This window comes from Mesorhizobium sp. M0139 (assembly GCF_040322455.1).
In the GTDB taxonomy this organism is placed as follows: domain Bacteria; phylum Pseudomonadota; class Alphaproteobacteria; order Rhizobiales; family Rhizobiaceae; genus Mesorhizobium.
Genome location: NZ_JAMYTN010000024.1, coordinates 45,636 through 62,026 on the forward strand (window position 1 = coordinate 45,636; position 16,391 = coordinate 62,026).

A 16,391-nucleotide genomic window follows, 5' to 3' on the forward strand; every position below is an offset into this window, starting at 1 on the left:
GGAGCCGGCGCAACGCGATGATTTCGGGCACGCGCGATGGAATCAGGGCCAACCTGATCCTGGGGGCGGCGGTCACGGTTACGTTAATTGCCGGCGGCGGGCTTTGGCTCGGTCTGACCAAGATTGCTGGCGCGGTAATTGCGCCTGCGACCGTGGTGGTCGAGAGCAACATAAAGAAGGTCCAGCATCTGACGGGCGGCACGATAGGTGGCATCTTCGCGCAAGACGGGGATCATGTACGGGCCGGCGATGTGATGGCACGGTTGGACGACACACTGACACGGGCCAATCTGCAGATAATTAGCAAGGATCTTGATCGGGCAACGGTTCGGCTTGTGCGGCTGGAGGCAGAGCGGCAAGGCCTGTCGGAGATGCAGCTTCCGTTCAGCCTTCAAGCGCGAATGAGCGAGCCGGAACTGGCTGCGCTGGTGAACGGTGAGCGCACGCTGTTCGAAAGCCGCGCTACGGCCCTCAACGGGCAGAAGGCACAGTTGCAAAGCCGCTCAAAGCAACTCGAACGCCAAGTTGAGGGCCTCAAGGCGCAACAGACCGCGGAAGAACAATCCGTGGTCCTGCTGGATGGCGATCTTGTCGATGTACAGGCGCTTTTTACAAAGAAGCTGGTGTCCAAAGAGCGACTTAGCAACATCAGACTGGATGCCACCCGGGCGCACGGAGAATCAGGGCGCCTCGCGGCGGCAGTTGCCGAGGCGCAGGCCCGGATCAGCGAGACCGAATTGCAGATTCTTCAGCTCGATGAACAAAGGCGTAGTGACGTAACGAGCGAACTTCGTGAAACGGAAGCCAAGCAGACCGAACTCAGCGAGCGCAAGGTTGTGGCACAGGACGAACTGGCCAAAACCACCATCCGCGCGCCGCAATCGGGAACCGTACAGGAATCTTCCATTCACACGATCGGCGGCGTGATTGCCGCGGGCGAGGTTCTGATGATGATTGTCCCTGACACCGGCAACCTTGTCGTCGACGCCCTGATTGCGCCGTCGCGCATAGATGACGTTCGTCCAGGTCAGCGGGTCTCGATCCGGTTTCCGGCTTTCGACGCCGGCACCACGCCTGCCTGCCAAGGGTCTGTCAAGCGCATCTCGGCGGACCTGATAAAAGATCAACAGCGCCAGCTTTCTTATTTCTCGGCGCGCATCAATGTCGAAGACAAGTCCACCTGTCTGACCGATGCCAAAGTGCTCAAACCCGGTATGCCAGCGGAGGTTCACATAAGTACGGACGAACACAGCGTCTGGTCTTATCTGCTGAAGCCGCTTACCGACCAGATGTCGAGGGCTTTCCGGCAATGACATGGCGGCTGTGAGCGGTCGACCGCGGGAACACGGCAGGCGTGCTTGCTGACATATTAGGGTAGGCGACGTGAGGCCGACAGGGGTGACGCCGGCGGCCGACGCGCGAGGCTCGTCTGGGATATTGTCATCGACAGGAGTGACTGCCTCGGGAGGAGAGGTTCTTTGCTCCTACAACGCGGCGAGGGCCCTGCGGCGGCCACGGCGCGCGGCATGCACCGTTCGGTCTGCAGTCACCGCTACATTTGCCACGTCAGATGTATGCGGCAAGGCGTTCGCGCTTCCATGCGACCTCTTGTAGGGCAGCAATTCCCTGACCCGAGCATTGACCGAGGCAATTTCGACCCGCAAGTCCTCGCATTCCTGCCGTCTCACATCGAGTTCGATCTGATCGGACGCCTGCTGCATGGACAGTTGCGCAAAATCTGCGGCGATCTTGGAAAGGTTCACCTTGTTGGTTTCGGCCTCCTCGGTGAGTGCGGCCAACCTTTCGTCGGTCACCTGTTTTTCCGCCAGGGCGTCGCTCCATTGTAGCTGGAGCCTGGCGATCTCGGCCGCGGCCTCGGTGTTTGCGATTGAGGCGAGTTCGAAGCGCGATTGGAGACTTTGAATTTCTGAGCGCAATCCTCGGTTCTCAGCCTGGCAGCGTTTAAGCTCGCCATCCATGTCCGCCTGCATAATCCTGGCTGCTTCGGTCACCTCCCATAGCTTCGCCTGCGCAACCTCGAGTGAGGTGTGCAATTTGATTGCCTCTTTTTCGCTCTTGCCGAGCGCACTCAGCATTTCGGAATTTCGCGCAGCTTCGTTGGCATGGATCGTCGAGAAGGCATCCAGCCTATGCCGTGCCTCTTCCTCCCGCTTCATGGCCTTTTCCAGGTCAATGGACAGGCTCACATTCTTTTCACGCAGCTGTTTGTTCTCTCGGGAGCGCCTGTCGGCCTCGACATTTGCGGCGGCAAGCATGTTCGTGAGGTCGCCAAATTCCGCTTCGTTCTTTGTGGTGGTGTTCGCCGCTTCGACCAGCTCCAGCCTTGCCGCGGCCAACGCGCCACGGAGCACTTCACACTCTTGAACAAGGCTTGCCTGGCGCTGCTGCAATGTCTCGATGGTGCCTTGACGCTCACAGTACCGTCTGTTCAGGTCATTGAGTGTTTCCGACAAGTTCCTTTGATCTGCGATCAGATTTTGATTCGCCAACTCCAGTTCGTTCGCACGGAGAATGTCCGCGTGAAGGATGTGAAAAAACTCGAACGTCAGTTGACATGTGCTTGTAATTTCGGAGATTTTTGCGTTGATCTCCTCGAAATGGAGCTTGGCATCGTGGAACAAGCCGTTAAACGAGCTCACGGCAGCAATTCGGCTCTGCGTATGTGAGGTCATCCGATGCGCTGGTATCGGCGAGCTATCATCGTCGTCGCCGGCACCGTCCTCGCTTGGTACGCTGTCATCCTGTTCGTTGTTGTCGCCTGCCATGTTTGGCACGTCGGCGACATCCTCCAAATCGAGGCACTGGTCGACAGCGTTAGCCAAGTCAGCTTCGAGATCGTCGAACGACCTCTCCACATTGTCCTCGGCGCGTCTGATCAAATCCCTGAACTTCATGACTTCATCCCCTGCAGCCGCATGCCCGGAACCATTGAGGCACGAGGACTGAGATGCTTTTGTATCGAGAGCTCAACTCAGCGTCTTCGTTCAATCAAACGATGCCAGGGCGCCGGCGCCGCGAGGAGCCGAGAGCTGCGATTGGAAGGCCCTACATCGGTCTAGGTGCCTGCTGACTTATTCTTGAGGACTGCGCGGCTCCCCTTCTTGCCATCGTCTTGGCGTCAATGGTGTGTTGCCTGGGCACATTAACGCTCAGGTGCAGAAGCCCCGACGAACGGCCCGGCACAGCCTCTTGTGGGGCGCATCAGGCGGCCGGGCCTAACCGGCGGTTGAGTGTTTTGGTTTGCCGGCTGACTCACCATGCGACATTGGCGAGGCAAGCGCATCATTCGAACGAATTGGGGACCGGCCGCCTGGCCGCTCAATCACACTAAGCTTCCGTTGCCGGAGCTGGCGACGAGGTGCTTTGCCTCGAGCCTTGGTATCTACATACGAAGCGGCAATACGCGCCGATGGAGCAGTGGTCCGACCCGTCAAACTATCGCTGCAAAATGCGCGGCGGAAGGCATCCGAGGATATTCTCCGTTCAGCGGTAGGAGATCGAACGCGGGCGATCTTGCTGAATTCCCCAAACAATCTCGGCGGATATGTGTTCGGCAAGGAGGATCATTGCCACATTTGCCGAGCGGCACAATCTACGGATCATCAGCGATGAGGTTTACCGCAGCACAGTGTTCGACGGCGAGTTCCCTCAATAGCATCCATTCCCGGAATGAGAGAGCGGACGATAATTGTGAACAGCCTGTCGAAGTCTCATGCAATGACCGGCTGGAGGCTAGGGTGGACGCTTGGGCCGGTCTCGGCATCAGGTCATTTGGAAAACCTTGCACAATGCATGCTCTTCGGATCGCCGACCTTTATTCAAGATGCCGCAGCGGTGACTCTCGATGAGGCGGTGACGCAGAGATGCGGTTCTTTTCGGACGCCCTTCTGCCGTTGATGTTGACCAATGCTGTGCGGATGTTCGCCGGGGATATGCGTGAACCTTATCGTCCGCTGCGGCGCTCAATTTGCTTGGGGTTCTTGGAACCGTTCCGAACTTTCTCCTTGCGCCTCCGATCGAGTTGCGCGTGCTCACGCGGGGCGCTGAGGTGTCTCGATCCGCAGTGGCGCGGCACTATGCGACGAAGCCTATCAGCTCAGTTGAAATTTGTCCCCAGCGGACGGGAACGACGCTTGGCCATGTTAGTTGATGTGAATGGAGCAGCTAAGAAAAGATCTGGCATTGCTTACGCGACCCGGCTTCTGGATAGCTTTCGGCATTTTGTTGCTGCTTTACGGGATTCAGGTCTTTTTTCTAATTCGGACATGCCAATGCCTTTAGCCTGGAACATCGATACCCTAGCTAGCTGAAACGCGGTCTGTCCATCTCCCGGCGGCTGCGCCGATAGCGTTGATCAACGACATATTCATTTATAAGCCTGCTACTGCCGGGGATGCCGAGGTTGGCAGCGCCTGCATCGTTGATTACGCACGTGGCGCTCCCCTCAAGGTAGGTGGTTACCATTCTCGCGCAGCCGGTGAGCATTGGAGCCCGCACTGTGTTGGACGTGCGCTCATGCGTCGGGAATTTCTTATAGACAGGGGAGAGTCTGTCAGGCTGGAAAATCACAAGCTATCCCGCGAATGAGGAAGCAAAAAAGGTGCAAGACCAGATCGATTTCTTCCAGGCAACTCGGTCCTCGCATCATCGCCGATCAGCGGCCGTACCGTCGAGAACCAAAATGCGTACGATCCCAGCCGGTCGGCTTCGACCAAAACATGCGGACTACCGGGCGGGGACAGTCGGTGCCGCGTCCCGTCCTGTGGCCGGCGCTATGCTGACGCTCCTACGGTATCCCGTTCACCGCCCGCGGCAGGAGGGCGAATTTCCTCCGTCCTGCGCGCGACAACCGTCCACTGTTGCGGCCGCACGCAGGACTGCGGCTTATACGCCGTTCTTCCTCTGAGCGGCGTCCAGTTCGCAGGGCCAATCACCATTGGTATGCAGACGAGCCTCTCGGCGTCTGACAGAGATCAATTGCGCTTTGCACCAGGGTTCCTGGATCGTAAGCTCCAAACACGCTGCAGTCGCCTGATATGGTCCACTACGTTGGCCGGCTCATACGGCTTCGCAAGGTGCGGGCCTTCCTGACAAAGGTCGCCCGCCGCGATCGCAGTTCGTTCTACTGCGGCAGAAAGCACTATTTTGACCTCGGGCTTGTTCTCGCGAACCCACTTCGACAATTGGAACCCGTTCATGTTGCCCGGCAGGTCAACGTCACACAAGACGGTGTCCACACCGAACTCCGCATAGTTCAACGCTTGTTGCGCCTCACGTGCGAAATGGGCCTCAATCACCCTGTAGCCACAGTGGCGGAGATAGTCCGCGATGACGCATCGGGCGATGACGTCGCCGTCAACCACGAGGATCGTTTGGCTCTGTTGGTTCGGGGCTTCCATTGACGGAGAACGGTCAGCAACCGGCAGGGTTCCACGCATCATGACCTGCGCGGGGATGCCGACCGAAGATCGCGGCGAGATCCTGCACGAAATGATCCCTGCCGGCGGGCGCATTCAATCAGCGGAGCGATGCCGCACTGGTGACGCCGTTTGCCACCTGGTCGACGAGACGGGCTAGAAGGCATGGTCTCGAAGCTCAAGGGCAGTCATATCGCAGCGGCAAACGAGCGCTTGGCGCAAGATCAAGTGCTTTGAGGAAAAGGAAATGCAAATCATCGGTGCACAGCGCGAGCGCGGCAAAGCTACCCAGGTGATCATGGCTGAAAAGGGCCTCTACAAAGGCGGCGCACTCGTCAACTTCAATGCCGATGAGCGGCAAGCGCTTTGGGATCGCGTCCAGGGCAAGGTTGGCCGCCCGGTCCCGAAGGGGCATAAAAAGGACAAGGCCGAGTGGCTGAAGCCCGGACTGGTTGGCTGGGTCAAGACCCTCAAAGGCGAAGAGAAGCTGCGGCACGCAAGGCTGCTGGATTTCCGGGAGGATGATGCAAATGGCCATGCCTAAGAAAGATCAGGAACGCGCCACCTACGCTTGGATGTACGGCGCCCAAGCGCGCAAGGATGGCAAGGAGCGTGAGGTGCCAGCTTACTGGCAGGAACATGCTGCAGGGCTTTGACGGTGTGGCGATGGACGGTTTTGGCAAGACCAAGACCGTCAACGACGAGATGGAGGCCGAGGTCGACGAAGCCGCCGTCGAGCGCCCCGACAAATAGCCATTTGGCGTATGAATCTGTACGGTCGTTTTTGATTGAAGAAAGGGTTTCGGCGGGCCTATAAAGATTGCGTTTACCATTGCCTTTTTGGGAGGATGCGATGGTTGCAACGCCCATAGATATCGCTCAAGCGGCCACTGCGACTACGGCTACCTTGCTGAAGTGGCAGAAGTCCATGGAGGAACGCGCCACGTTTCGCCAGAACATGGATCAATCGCGCAGGGCGATCCAAGCCTCACGCGAACTGCTGAAGCGCCTTCGCCAACGTCATCGCGACGAGATGTCGGAAAGTTCGGAAAATGCCGACCCGTCTACTGCGCCGATATCGCAACGCGCCGGCAGTTAGCGGGAGGCGACCAGAGCCGATGTGATGGGGAAAGTTTCAGTGGGCTGTTCCTGGGGTCGGCAACGAAGTTTAAGCCTTGTCAACCAGCGACTTTTTTCGCCCGCGTGGAAGTGCCACATGTCTTTCGACAAGGCGCACGTGCTCGGCCTCGACAGTCACCAATGGCCGGAGGCTGACGGTTACCTTGTCCCCCGTCGATGCGTGTGACAGGGCCGATCAATTCCATATGCTGGCCAATTACAGCCTTCGAAGTCGAATCGACAACAGAATGCGGGAAGTCGTAGGAGGGGATCGTCACGCTTATGCGATCGGGCGTCACCCGGCCGCGCACAATCGCCGTGACTGCGACCTCGTCGCCAACTTTGATACTTCCCCGAGCCATGCCCAAGACTTTGGAGCAGCCGGCACCGGCGTCAAGATGAGGGGGAGCTAATAAAACCCCTCCGCGCCGCGATTGTGACGCGGGGCGATCCGATCGCCGCCAGCGACTTAGCAGACCAATTGATGACAGCGGCCGAGAAGCCTGGCATCCCTGCCGACCAAATCAACGGCGAAATCGAAAGCGTCTTCGAACTGCTCTTAGAGGTGATGCGGCGCGAGAGTTGCGCGAGGAGAACCAGCCCGGAGGCTTCTCCGGGGCTGTGCCGGTCCTGTCCCGTTCCAGCGGATGAACTGCGCCTGCTGGCAGGTGACCGTCTCAATCGACTTCAACAGGGGTCCATGGGCCTCAGGTAGAGCTTGGCAGCGCTCCCTGTGGTACGCCAGGAGCGGCCCGGCGATGCTCTTGTGCAGCGCTTCGGCTGCCGCCAGGAAGCGCTTCGATTTCAGCCCGGGAAAGCTGTTCGGAAGGTTTGTTCTGGCCATTGGCGCTCTCCATTGAGGGCGTCGCCGCAACGAGGACCATAATCCTACATGCCAGGCCGTCTGACAAGCGCCTCGCCGGCCTTACCCGAAGGAAGACGCAGGGCCACGGCGCCAAGCGGAGCCATCAGGAGCAACCCGCAAAGATGAGCAACGGCAGGCCCGGCGACCTCCTTTGGCACATGGGACAAACAAGAAGGGCGCCGAGCCTTACCGGCGCTGCTTTGTGAGGGAGACGACGCCGGATGATGAGAGTATGCGATCATGCTAATGTCTGCGAACCATGCGAATGAAGGAAAGCCGCGTGGCAGTGCCAATCAACGACGTTGAGACCAAGGTCGGCGGGTGCGATCAGGTTCGGACCATGATGACGGGCTGGCGGGCCTGCACATGGTGGTGGCTACCGCGCTACCGCCTTGCTTTGCGCCAGCCGGCGGCCCATGCCTCTGCCTCGCTGCACAGCCAGCGCTCGCTGTACTGAAACTGATCGTCGTCTTCCAGTAATGCTCCTGCCCTGGAACGTGATAAATCGCTCATCGGTACTGGTGGAAATGTTGCCCTTGATATCGCAGCTCCCCGCGCCGGCCGTGCGGGTGCCACTCAGCCAGCCAGCTGGGATGAGCCGGTCAGGGAACCATCACCAGCGCCGGCAGACATTGCCGTCGCCACATCCACCGCCCCTTTGCGTTCTTGCGCCAGCGGTCGGCCTGATCCGCACCTTGATGACGCTGGACTTTGCCCACGCCCTCTCCCCCGAGTGCAGAATGCTTCCAAAGCGGTAGCGAGTCCAGACCGGAACATTAGCGCCGACTAACGGTTATTTCGGCAGTGTTCCGAACCGTGATTGGTAGAGCGTTGGTGGCGTTTCATCTTGTCTATTTTTCCGGCCTGACGGCAGACCAGCTGCTAGGCAGCGCCGTTTCTATGATAGTGTGTTTGCTGCTTTATCACGCTCTAGCTACGGACCCTTAACTGATGGTCCACTTCCCGGCTACCCGGCAATCGAAGGTCGCGCGACGTTCCCGACTTTTTCAGCATGATGAGAAGCGCCTCTAGGATTTGTTGTGCGCCCGTAGCCAGTGCCCATGCATTCGCGACGATCTCTTGCTCACGCTCTGTCATCCTGCCCTCCTAAAATATGTGGTTGGAGCGTGCTTTAGAAAGCTTCGCCCCAGCAGGGGCGTGCTTGACGATTTCGGCGAACAGAAAAAGTCGCCGGCTCCCGCCCGACCAGGCCGGGATGGTCGTTGGGAAATTTGTTGACGGCGCTCGTGTTCACCTCACGTCCAACGCGGTTGAACTGCAGCTGACCGTCGAAGTCGTGGCTGAGAATGTCTTGAGGCTGGTCCTTTGGTCCCCGGGTCCAGCCAGGCGTCATAGTATGCCTGGTAGAGAATGAGAGGCTGTTGATCATGTGATGATGGTGCAGCTGGTTATGTCGAGATTGGAATTGTAAGCCCAAAGCCCGGCGAACGAGAAAGGCGCGTGGGCTGGCTGGGGCAAAGCGCGCAGCTGAATGACCGGAAGCTGCAGACGGACGATTGGTCACCCTTCTCTACGAGCAATCCGGCCTGCTCGGAGTGTCAGGGATATCCGGTGATATGCGGACGCTAATCGACTCCGATGATCCTCTTGCCGCCGAAACAGTCGATCTCTTCGTCTATCGTATCGCACGCGAGATCGGGTCGCTGGCCGCTGCGATAGGCGGACTGGACACGCTGGTGTTCAAGGCAGGCCTAGGCCAAAACGCCCAATATATTCGAGAGAGGGCCGGGGCTGTGGCCGGCTGGCTTGCGGTTAATATCGACCACAAGCTGAATGGACGAGGCGACGAGGTCATCAGCCTTGCTGGTTCCGACGTCGACGTGCTTGTGATCCCCACGGATGAAGAGAGAGCCGTGGGGATCCAGCTGCTATCTGTGCGCCCTCAAGCTTTGTCGCTCGTGCCCTGAGCGCCGAACCTGATGCTACTCGCGCGGCGGGTGTCTCGACCTGTCAGGAGTTCGGCGGCAGCAGCATGGTCCGATAGCCGGCCATCAAGACGATCAAGGTTGCTGCAACCAGCGGCAGCCAGAACTTGGTCGGTCCGGCAAATACTGCCAGCGATGCGCGGCGATGCCGTCAGCACCGTCAGGAACCAGACCTCCCACGGGTTGAAACCGCCCATGGGTCAATCGTCCGGTTTGGCAACAAGGGCCAAGATGATCGCTGCCGCAGCCGTTCGGCAAGACATTTGCGGCGGTGTTCCTCCGGCAACGACTTGTTTCAGCTAGTTGTGGAGGTGCGACAATTGAAATCCGGGCTGGCGTTCGACGCCGGATAACAGCGATTCCGCCGATCGGAACATGTCCTCGAATTCCAACTCGTTTTCAAACACCACGCCGCCGACGCTGATGGTCAGCGTGTCCGCGGTTCCTTTTGGCGCGAAATAGGCTTGGGCCACGCGCGCCCGGATACGGTCGCCGATCTCCCTGGCGTCGTCTTCTGTCGCACCGGGCAGAAAGACCCCGAACATGGAGGTTCCGATCCGGCCCACCAGATCTTCCTTGCGTACCGATGACTGGATGGTCGAGGCTATGAGCCGCAAGGCTTCGTCACCCCAGCCAAGGCCGAAGCGCAGATTGATGGATCTGATGTGTTCGGGATGAATGACCAGGAAGGCGCCAGATCTTGGACCAGACGATTCCGGCCTGGTTGCTCTCCTTTCGACCATCGACGTGAAGACTGTCCGGTTGAGGCAGCCTGTCAGGCTGTCAAAGGTCGCCGACTTGTTGAGTTCTCTTCGATAACGGACGAGCTCGGTCCGCTGCAGTCCAATGAACAGGAAAAGTGGGCCACCGACGATGACCGGCAACAGGATCGCTGTGACCATGCTGCGGCCGAAGGGCGCCAAGGCTTCCGAGAACAGAAGCAGATAATTTAGGCCAACCGAGAGGAGCAGAATGCCCGCCGATCCCAGGGCAGTCAGCCATGCGATATCTTTCCATTGCCGGGGCGAGCTATTCGCCATTGGTGTCATCATTAGCCAATCTCCCGCCTGATCGGCTGTCATAAGGCCAAGGTGCTGCACTTTCAGTTTCGAGGAAACATACAATTTTAGTAATGGCGCAATCACCTACCATCGGCCCGAAATCAGCCCTTCAAAAGCAAGGCTACGGCGGCAAAAGCAACGACACCGAATTATCGGCTATTGCGGCGGGCCGAATATCCCCATCTGCGCGTCTCTGGCCACTGCCTCCGCCTTGCCATAGATGCCACTCGCCAAGGCCGTCGCCCAGCCATTGGAAACAAGCCACGCGCCGACATCCTGCTTGCCCAAGCTGCACGGTGCCGCAATGGCAAAACGATCGATTTCCGGCGGCACGACGCATTTCAGCGCCCGGCCGCGCAGCCAGGAATTGAACGTCGCGCGCGCACGCTGGCCGCAAGGCCAGGCGATGCCACGAAAGGAACAGGTCTCATCCAGGTCAATGCCTTGGATCCCGCTGATGGCTACCTTGCGCCCCATCGATTCGAAGGTTGCCGACGAGGTGGCAACCGGTTGGTACAGCAGGACCTCTTTCCAATCCTTTGGCATCCGCATCCCTGCAGGCGAAGCCAGACCAAGGTCGCTGAGCGGCAGGCGCGGCTCGACCCGTTCGATTTGCGCCGGATCAAGCTGTGGCGGCGCGATAAGGTCCTGAGCAATCTTGCGTGCCCGTCCCCGCCATGGCGTATTGGCGGCGCTCGGAGGTGGTCGCATTGCCTGGCTATGATCGATGGATTGACGTGGCGCTGGCCGATTGTTCGGAAGCAGATCTGCGGCCCGGATGATCAACAAGACCCCGGCCAGGAGGAGCAGGCTTCCGAGCGCTATCAAGCGATTGTGCCTCAGCCAGCCCATCAACTCAAGCAAGGTTCCTTGCCCCTCAATACCCCGATGTCGATTTGGCGACCAGCTTGAGTGCACCTTTTTGAACCTGATAGAAGGGCATGGATCGCTCACTGGAGCCATCCGCCCGAAACCGGAACAGGCCGGTCGATCCGCGAAATCCGCTCCGATTTTCGAGCACCTGCTTGCTGAAGCCGTCAGGCCCGGCCGAACTTGCAATTCCTGCTGTCAGGGCGACCATATCATAGGCGTAGGCGACATTGGCGTCGGCTGGATAATTGTAGGTCGTCTTGAAGCGGTCGGCGATCGGGCCGGTTTCCGTTGGGTCGAGCGTGGCGATGTAGGAGCCTTCAAACAGCGGCTCCATCGGATGTTCCAGCCAGCGGTTGGTTCCAACGACGGCAATTGCTTTTCCAGGAATGCCTTTCGTTTTGAGCGCCGCAAGGATCGGCGCCGGATTGTCGTCGCCGCTGGCGATGATGATGGCATCGGGAGCCTCGACCAGCGAGCCCACATCATTGACCACTTTGGTGCCGCCATCGCCGGCCGGATACGGAACGGTGACGGCGAGCGTCGCGCCATAGATGCTGAGACTGTTGGCGACCCGCTTTTCAACCACGCTGGCATTCGCGCCCGCCGGAACGAGCAACACGAACTTCTTGCTGCCTTTGGCCGCCAGGCCGGCTGCGCCCGCGGCCGCGCTGTCGGCCTCGTTGAGGCGCACCGCATAGACGCCCGGGCCGCCGGCGAAATTGTCGGCCAACGCCAGCACCGGCGGTCGCTTCGATCCCGACAGCTTGGCTATGTGCTGCGCGGCCGCGAGTTCGACCGGGCCGATGACGATCGCGGTTCCAGTGGTGATCGCCTTCACAGCCAATTCGCTGGCGTGCGCGCTGTCGCCCTTGGTGTCCTCGACCGTAATCGTGAGCAGGACATTTCCAAGGTCGGCCATCGCCAGCTTGGTCGCATCGAGCATCTTCCGGCCGTTTTCGCCGGCGTTGCCCGGGGCCGACAAAGGCAGCAGCATCGTGACCTTCGTCGACCCGGTGCCGAGCGATCGCGTGGCTTGGGCCGGGCTGGCAGCGGTGCCGGCGGCCGGCGCTCCGGGTGCGGCGATCGCCGCCGGATCGAGCGCGTCCGAGACGCTGCCTTTCGACTGGCAGCCCGACACCATGCCCGCGAACGCAAAGACGATCGCCCACGTCCACAAACCGTGTCGCTGCCGGCCAGAATCCATGATGCCTCCCTCATATCCCGCCGGGTATTTGTCCCGGTCTCATCCGTTCATCTTACGGCAGACTTGCCTCGCCGTCTTTGCAATTGCTGGATTATGGCTCAGCCGTCGAAAAGTCTTGCCCGGAGCGCCTTGATCATTCTGGCTTGCCCGGCGCTTCGATAGTCCGCGCATTTCATGTATCGCGGGCCCGGCACGAACAGTCGGCGCACACAAATCCGCCTCGCCGGGGCAGGGGCACCATCGTCTCCTGCTGTCGGGAATGCGGAGAATCCGAACGTCGCCACCGGCAATGGCCCGGCCACCGCAAAACCTTCTCTCGCCAGGATTGCACGCGCACGCCGGCAGTAGCGGACCGAAAGTTCGGAGAACCGGGTTTCGCCGTGCCCGGCACGATACTTCATGACGGTGGTGCAGAGATCGCCTGCGGCAAGGCTGTTTGCCTGCGCCAGATATCTGACGCCGAGCGCGATGTTGGTCGCCGGCGCGCCAAGCTCGTCGAGCGAGCCACGAAAGCCCAGCATTCGGGCCGTCGCGGGCATCACCTGCATCAACCCGACCTCACCATCGGCGCCGTGCACATCGGGATCGAATCCGCTTTCGATCTCCATCACCGCGTGCGCCAGCACCGGCTCCAGGCCGTAGAGCGATGCCTGGCACGTCGCGAACGCCTTGAATGTCTCGCGCGTCCATTCCGGAGCGACATCGCAGCGAACCGGCCGCGTCAAGCCGGACGGAGCTTGCTGCTCGAGGGCAGGTCGTTCCAGCCAGTTGGCACGGGCTTCAGGGGCAAAAACGGCCAGTGCGATCGCTCCGGCAATCGCTCTCGACAATCTTCCACGGGCGATCATCGTCAGCCTGTCGGCGCGACTTGATCCCTTTCGGTCAGTTGATGTACTCGACCATGCGGTCGTGGAAGCACTCGCATTTGTTGAGCGTGTCCTCGTCCTTGTAGTTCGTCTTGAGGTAGCCATAGGCCATGCCGCAGGCGACCTTGGCTTCCGATGCCCAGACGAAGGCGGGGCGGGACGAATTGATCCATTCCGAGCTGTTGGCGACGGCCACCGATTCGTCCATCAGCTTGACCACCTGAGCCTTGAGATCGATGATGTTGTCGTTCAACACCAAATTCGATGTGCCGACGGTCCGGCAATAGTCAGCCACCGGTCCTTCGATGATGTCGGCGGCCTGAAGTCCTGTCGCGCACATCGACAGCAGCCCAGCCCCGAAAGCCACCCGCAAAATTCTGTTCATGCTCTTCACCCCGTCCCTTTCGCCTCGTTTGTTCTGCCCCATTTATGCGAACGCCAAATGTTTCCATTTGGCTGCAAAATGCTAGGCCACGTCCGTCTTGGTACCATGGCTATCATCGTAGAGTATTTTGACCGCATCGGCGGCGCTGTGGAATGTGTAGTTCTCCAGCACGGCGACCGTATGATAGTTATCGCCGCCGCCGTTGGTATCGAGCTTGACCTCGGCATTGGCCGCATTGGCCGAAGACTGCGCTATCTCCACGAAACCGCCGCCTACGAGATCGGTGACGCCGGCAAGGCCCTTGAGCAACGCGGAAAGGTCGATCTTGTCGCCATCGTGGAAGTCCGCAATCAGGTCGGCGACCTCCAGCGAGCCGATGGCAAAGGTCTTGCTGCCATCGGAGGCGATGGGCGGCTGCGCCGGGGCGGCGAGCGAAGTGTCGAGCTCGACCTCGACGTAGTTGCCGGTCGTCCCGTCGGCCATCTGGAAGGTTCCATTGCCGGTCACGGTCTGCCCATCGATTTCGCCGACAGCGGAGGTCGTTGTCGTGCTGATCGAAGTAATACCGTTATGGGCGAGGTTCGACAACTCCCCGGCGTCGCTTATGCCGTTGGCGTTGGCGTCTTTCCAGATCAGCAGGCTGTCGAATACCGCGTCATTATGGTCGATGACGCCGTCATGGTTGCTGTCGAGCGAGGCAAGTGCCGCCGCGCCGCTGGCGAAGTGGCCACCGCCGAAGCTCGGCGTGAACAGTTCCGTGCCGTCGTCGACCTTGCCGTCATGGTTGAGATCCACCGCCAGCATGCCGTCGTTCGACGTGTTCCAGGCCACCTGGTCCTTCGTTCCGTCACCGTTGATGTCGAACTGGACACCGTGGTTGAGATCGGAGAACGCGAAGCCATCGTGGTTGAGGTCGAGGATGATCGGATCGGTGGCGCTGTTGTAGACAAAGATGTCCGAAGCTGTGATAGCGGCAATCCCCGCGAGCGCGGTGATGTTGTCGAAGGTCGCGACCTGCGTGCGGCCCGTGGTGTCGTGCCAATCCGTGTCGAACCAGAGCTCGCCGTGTCCGGTGGTCGAGTTGAAGACAAGGACATAGGTGTTGGCTGCCACTGCGACTGTTGCCGCCGCGATTTCGATCGACGTCTGTGCCGCACTGATTTGAACGACATGTGCCGAGTCGCCCGTGGTAAGAGCGGAGATCGATGCCCGGATCGCGAAGTCGGTTGCATTGAGAGCGGTGCCGGCCGAGGTGCCGACCGTGTTGGCGAAGTTGACGCTGCCGCCGCCGGTCGAGCCTGTGTCTAACAGGCCGATCTTGTCCGTGTTGTCCGTGTAGTCTTTGATTATGTCGGTTCCAGTGTTGGTCGCCAGCCGGAATTGATCGACACCGGTGCCACCAATAACGGTATCGTTACCACCACCGCCGCAGATCGTGTCGTTGGCGGAACCTCCGGTAATTATTTCATCGCTTGCCGTGCCTTGCAGCGTATAACCAGGACCTTCGCCGCCCTGCAGGAGGACGCTCAGCGTAGCTGGCGCACTTACGTCACCATCCCCATCCTGCGCCGCAATACCGAAGGTGAGCGGCTGATCTTCAGGAATGACCGTCGTAACGAGTTGTACGCCGTCAATTCTGGTGTTGCCACCTCCGTTCTGGTTGGTAAACCATACCTCCATCGTCGCGAAATCTCCAGGAGGGTTTATAGTGACAAACCCGGTGCCTGGCGATTTCACGACGGTAAAGGTTTGAGAACCCGATCCGGCGTTGAAGCCGGTGCCCCCGCTGATCAGATTTCCATCCGCATCGAACGCGCGCCAATTGACCACCATGGTGGTGGTGCCACCACCACCATTTCGATCTATTTCGAACGTCAACGCGTCCGCAACTGTGGGGTTTCCGTTTGATGTGACGTTGACAAAGAAACCTTCGTTGTTCTCGATCGTCGTTTGGGCTGTCGAGTCCCCTATGCCAAAACCGTTACCTGTCGGCTTGACGTCGTCATTGTCGTCACCTGGCTGTCCTTCGCCAAGGTCGACCAAAGTCGTTCCGTTGAAGATACCGCCATTGAACGTTAGTTCGTAATCACCCGCGGGCACCGTCAAAGTCTCTGCGCCTGCGCCCCCACTTGCCGAGCTGAAGTCAAGTGGAATGGAGACGACAGGGCGCTCAGTGTGGGTCAGGGTGTATGTGTTGTCGGTATCGTTCAGGCTGAGTTTGAAAAACTCCTGGGTTTCGCCCGCGTCATGGATGCCGTCATTGTTGGTATCGATGAAGCCCGTCAGCGTCTGACCGCCGTTTGACAGAACTTCGACGATTCCAGCCAGGTCATTGTAGCTGGTGATGACCAGTGCGGAACCGGCATTCGGACCGTCCGCCCCATACTGAACATCGATGTGGCCGGTAACAGTGCCAGTCGTATTGGCTACGATTGCATTCTGGATCGAATTCAGCGTCGGCACGTCGTCGGTGACGTTGACCTGAACCGTTGCACTCGCCTGGTCACCGTCCGTATCGGTGGCGACCACGTTGATGCCGGTCAGGTTGATGATGTTCTGCCCGCTTGCGTCGGGATGGGGGAAGTTGTCGAGCAGCGTCACATTGACGGTCGCGGATCCGTCCGTGCCCGCCAC

At 59.5% G+C, this 16,391-nt stretch carries 13 protein-coding genes and 1 pseudogene; 5 read left to right on the forward strand and 9 right to left on the reverse strand.

Going from position 1 to position 16,391, the window contains the following annotated elements:
* Window positions 1-17 precede the first annotated feature (17 nt).
* Window positions 18-1,313: an HlyD family type I secretion periplasmic adaptor subunit gene (locus tag NKJ58_RS28750; protein WP_352519638.1), complete on the forward strand. Its 1,296-nt coding sequence runs from the start codon at window positions 18-20 to the stop codon at window positions 1,311-1,313.
* Window positions 1,314-1,484: 171 nt separating this feature from the next.
* Here NKJ58_RS28750 and NKJ58_RS28755 read toward each other — a convergent pair whose 3' ends face one another.
* Entirely contained in the window at window positions 1,485-2,915 is a 1,431-nt protein-coding gene (locus NKJ58_RS28755) for a coiled-coil domain-containing protein (protein ID WP_352519607.1), read from the reverse strand.
* Between the two features lie 775 nt (window positions 2,916-3,690).
* Between NKJ58_RS28755 and NKJ58_RS28760 the strand changes: the two genes are divergently transcribed.
* On the forward strand, window positions 3,691-3,918 hold the full coding sequence (locus tag NKJ58_RS28760) for an aminotransferase class I/II-fold pyridoxal phosphate-dependent enzyme (RefSeq protein WP_352519606.1): 228 nt from the start codon (window positions 3,691-3,693) through the stop codon (window positions 3,916-3,918).
* A 1,076-nt stretch (window positions 3,919-4,994) separates the two neighbouring features.
* Here NKJ58_RS28760 and NKJ58_RS28765 read toward each other — a convergent pair.
* Complete coding sequence (locus NKJ58_RS28765) at window positions 4,995-5,462, reverse strand: response regulator (RefSeq protein ID WP_245275317.1); 468 nt, start codon at window positions 5,460-5,462, stop codon at window positions 4,995-4,997.
* A gap of 223 nt (window positions 5,463-5,685) precedes the next feature.
* Here NKJ58_RS28765 and NKJ58_RS28770 point away from each other — a divergent pair, with 223 nt between their 5' ends.
* The gene (locus NKJ58_RS28770; protein ID WP_023681052.1) at window positions 5,686-5,982 is read left to right on the forward strand and encodes an ATP-dependent DNA ligase; all 297 of its coding nucleotides are present in this window, start codon (window positions 5,686-5,688) and stop codon (window positions 5,980-5,982) included.
* Window positions 5,983-6,291: 309 nt separating this feature from the next.
* A complete protein-coding gene (locus tag NKJ58_RS28775) occupies window positions 6,292-6,537 on the forward strand; it encodes a hypothetical protein (protein WP_023714697.1) in 246 nt (81 codons plus the stop codon).
* Between the two features lie 1,269 nt (window positions 6,538-7,806).
* Here the strand turns inward: NKJ58_RS28775 and NKJ58_RS28780 are convergent.
* Window positions 7,807-8,141 (reverse strand): annotated as a pseudogene (locus NKJ58_RS28780) (sunset domain-containing protein).
* A gap of 798 nt (window positions 8,142-8,939) precedes the next feature.
* On the opposite strand from NKJ58_RS28780, the gene NKJ58_RS28785 reads away from it, so the two are divergent.
* Window positions 8,940-9,350: an acetate/propionate family kinase gene (locus NKJ58_RS28785; protein ID WP_023681059.1), complete on the forward strand. Its 411-nt coding sequence runs from the start codon at window positions 8,940-8,942 to the stop codon at window positions 9,348-9,350.
* 317 nt (window positions 9,351-9,667) lie between these two features.
* On the opposite strand, the gene NKJ58_RS28790 is transcribed toward NKJ58_RS28785, so the two are convergent.
* The 6 genes from NKJ58_RS28790 to NKJ58_RS28815 all read right to left on the reverse strand — a co-directional run.
* Entirely contained in the window at window positions 9,668-10,420 is a 753-nt protein-coding gene (locus tag NKJ58_RS28790) for a GGDEF domain-containing protein (RefSeq protein WP_023681060.1), read from the reverse strand.
* Between the two features lie 165 nt (window positions 10,421-10,585).
* Window positions 10,586-11,293 carry a thermonuclease family protein gene (locus NKJ58_RS28795; protein ID WP_245263023.1) on the reverse strand — a complete coding sequence of 236 codons (708 nt, stop codon included), beginning with the start codon at window positions 11,291-11,293 and terminating at the stop codon, window positions 10,586-10,588.
* A 13-nt stretch (window positions 11,294-11,306) separates the two neighbouring features.
* Window positions 11,307-12,506: an ABC transporter substrate-binding protein gene (locus NKJ58_RS28800; RefSeq protein WP_352519605.1), complete on the reverse strand. Its 1,200-nt coding sequence runs from the start codon at window positions 12,504-12,506 to the stop codon at window positions 11,307-11,309.
* Window positions 12,507-12,604: 98 nt separating this feature from the next.
* Window positions 12,605-13,354: a lytic transglycosylase domain-containing protein gene (locus NKJ58_RS28805; protein ID WP_352854470.1), complete on the reverse strand. Its 750-nt coding sequence runs from the start codon at window positions 13,352-13,354 to the stop codon at window positions 12,605-12,607.
* Window positions 13,355-13,388: 34 nt separating this feature from the next.
* A complete protein-coding gene (locus tag NKJ58_RS28810; RefSeq protein WP_352854476.1) occupies window positions 13,389-13,712 on the reverse strand; it encodes a hypothetical protein in 324 nt (107 codons plus the stop codon).
* A gap of 126 nt (window positions 13,713-13,838) precedes the next feature.
* The coding region (locus tag NKJ58_RS28815) for a beta strand repeat-containing protein (RefSeq protein WP_352854472.1) at window positions 13,839-16,391 on the reverse strand (2,553 nt) is incomplete at its 5' end.

Bases quoted from the DNA above. Each gene is read 5' to 3' on its own strand.
- NKJ58_RS28750 (WP_352519638.1), top strand. From the start codon at position 18: ATGATTTCGGGCACGCGCGATGGAATCAGGGCCAACCTGATCCTGGGG.
- NKJ58_RS28810 (WP_352854476.1), bottom strand. From the start codon at position 13,712: ATGTGCGCGACAGGACTTCAGGCCGCCGACATCATCGAAGGACCGGTG.
- NKJ58_RS28770 (WP_023681052.1), top strand. From the start codon at position 5,686: ATGCAAATCATCGGTGCACAGCGCGAGCGCGGCAAAGCTACCCAGGTG.
- NKJ58_RS28790 (WP_023681060.1), bottom strand. From the start codon at position 10,420: ATGATGACACCAATGGCGAATAGCTCGCCCCGGCAATGGAAAGATATC.
- NKJ58_RS28800 (WP_352519605.1), bottom strand. From the start codon at position 12,506: ATGGATTCTGGCCGGCAGCGACACGGTTTGTGGACGTGGGCGATCGTC.
- NKJ58_RS28760 (WP_352519606.1), top strand. From the start codon at position 3,691: ATGAGAGAGCGGACGATAATTGTGAACAGCCTGTCGAAGTCTCATGCA.
- NKJ58_RS28805 (WP_352854470.1), bottom strand. From the start codon at position 13,354: ATGATCGCCCGTGGAAGATTGTCGAGAGCGATTGCCGGAGCGATCGCA.
- NKJ58_RS28765 (WP_245275317.1), bottom strand. From the start codon at position 5,462: ATGATGCGTGGAACCCTGCCGGTTGCTGACCGTTCTCCGTCAATGGAA.
- NKJ58_RS28755 (WP_352519607.1), bottom strand. From the start codon at position 2,915: ATGAAGTTCAGGGATTTGATCAGACGCGCCGAGGACAATGTGGAGAGG.
- NKJ58_RS28775 (WP_023714697.1), top strand. From the start codon at position 6,292: ATGGTTGCAACGCCCATAGATATCGCTCAAGCGGCCACTGCGACTACG.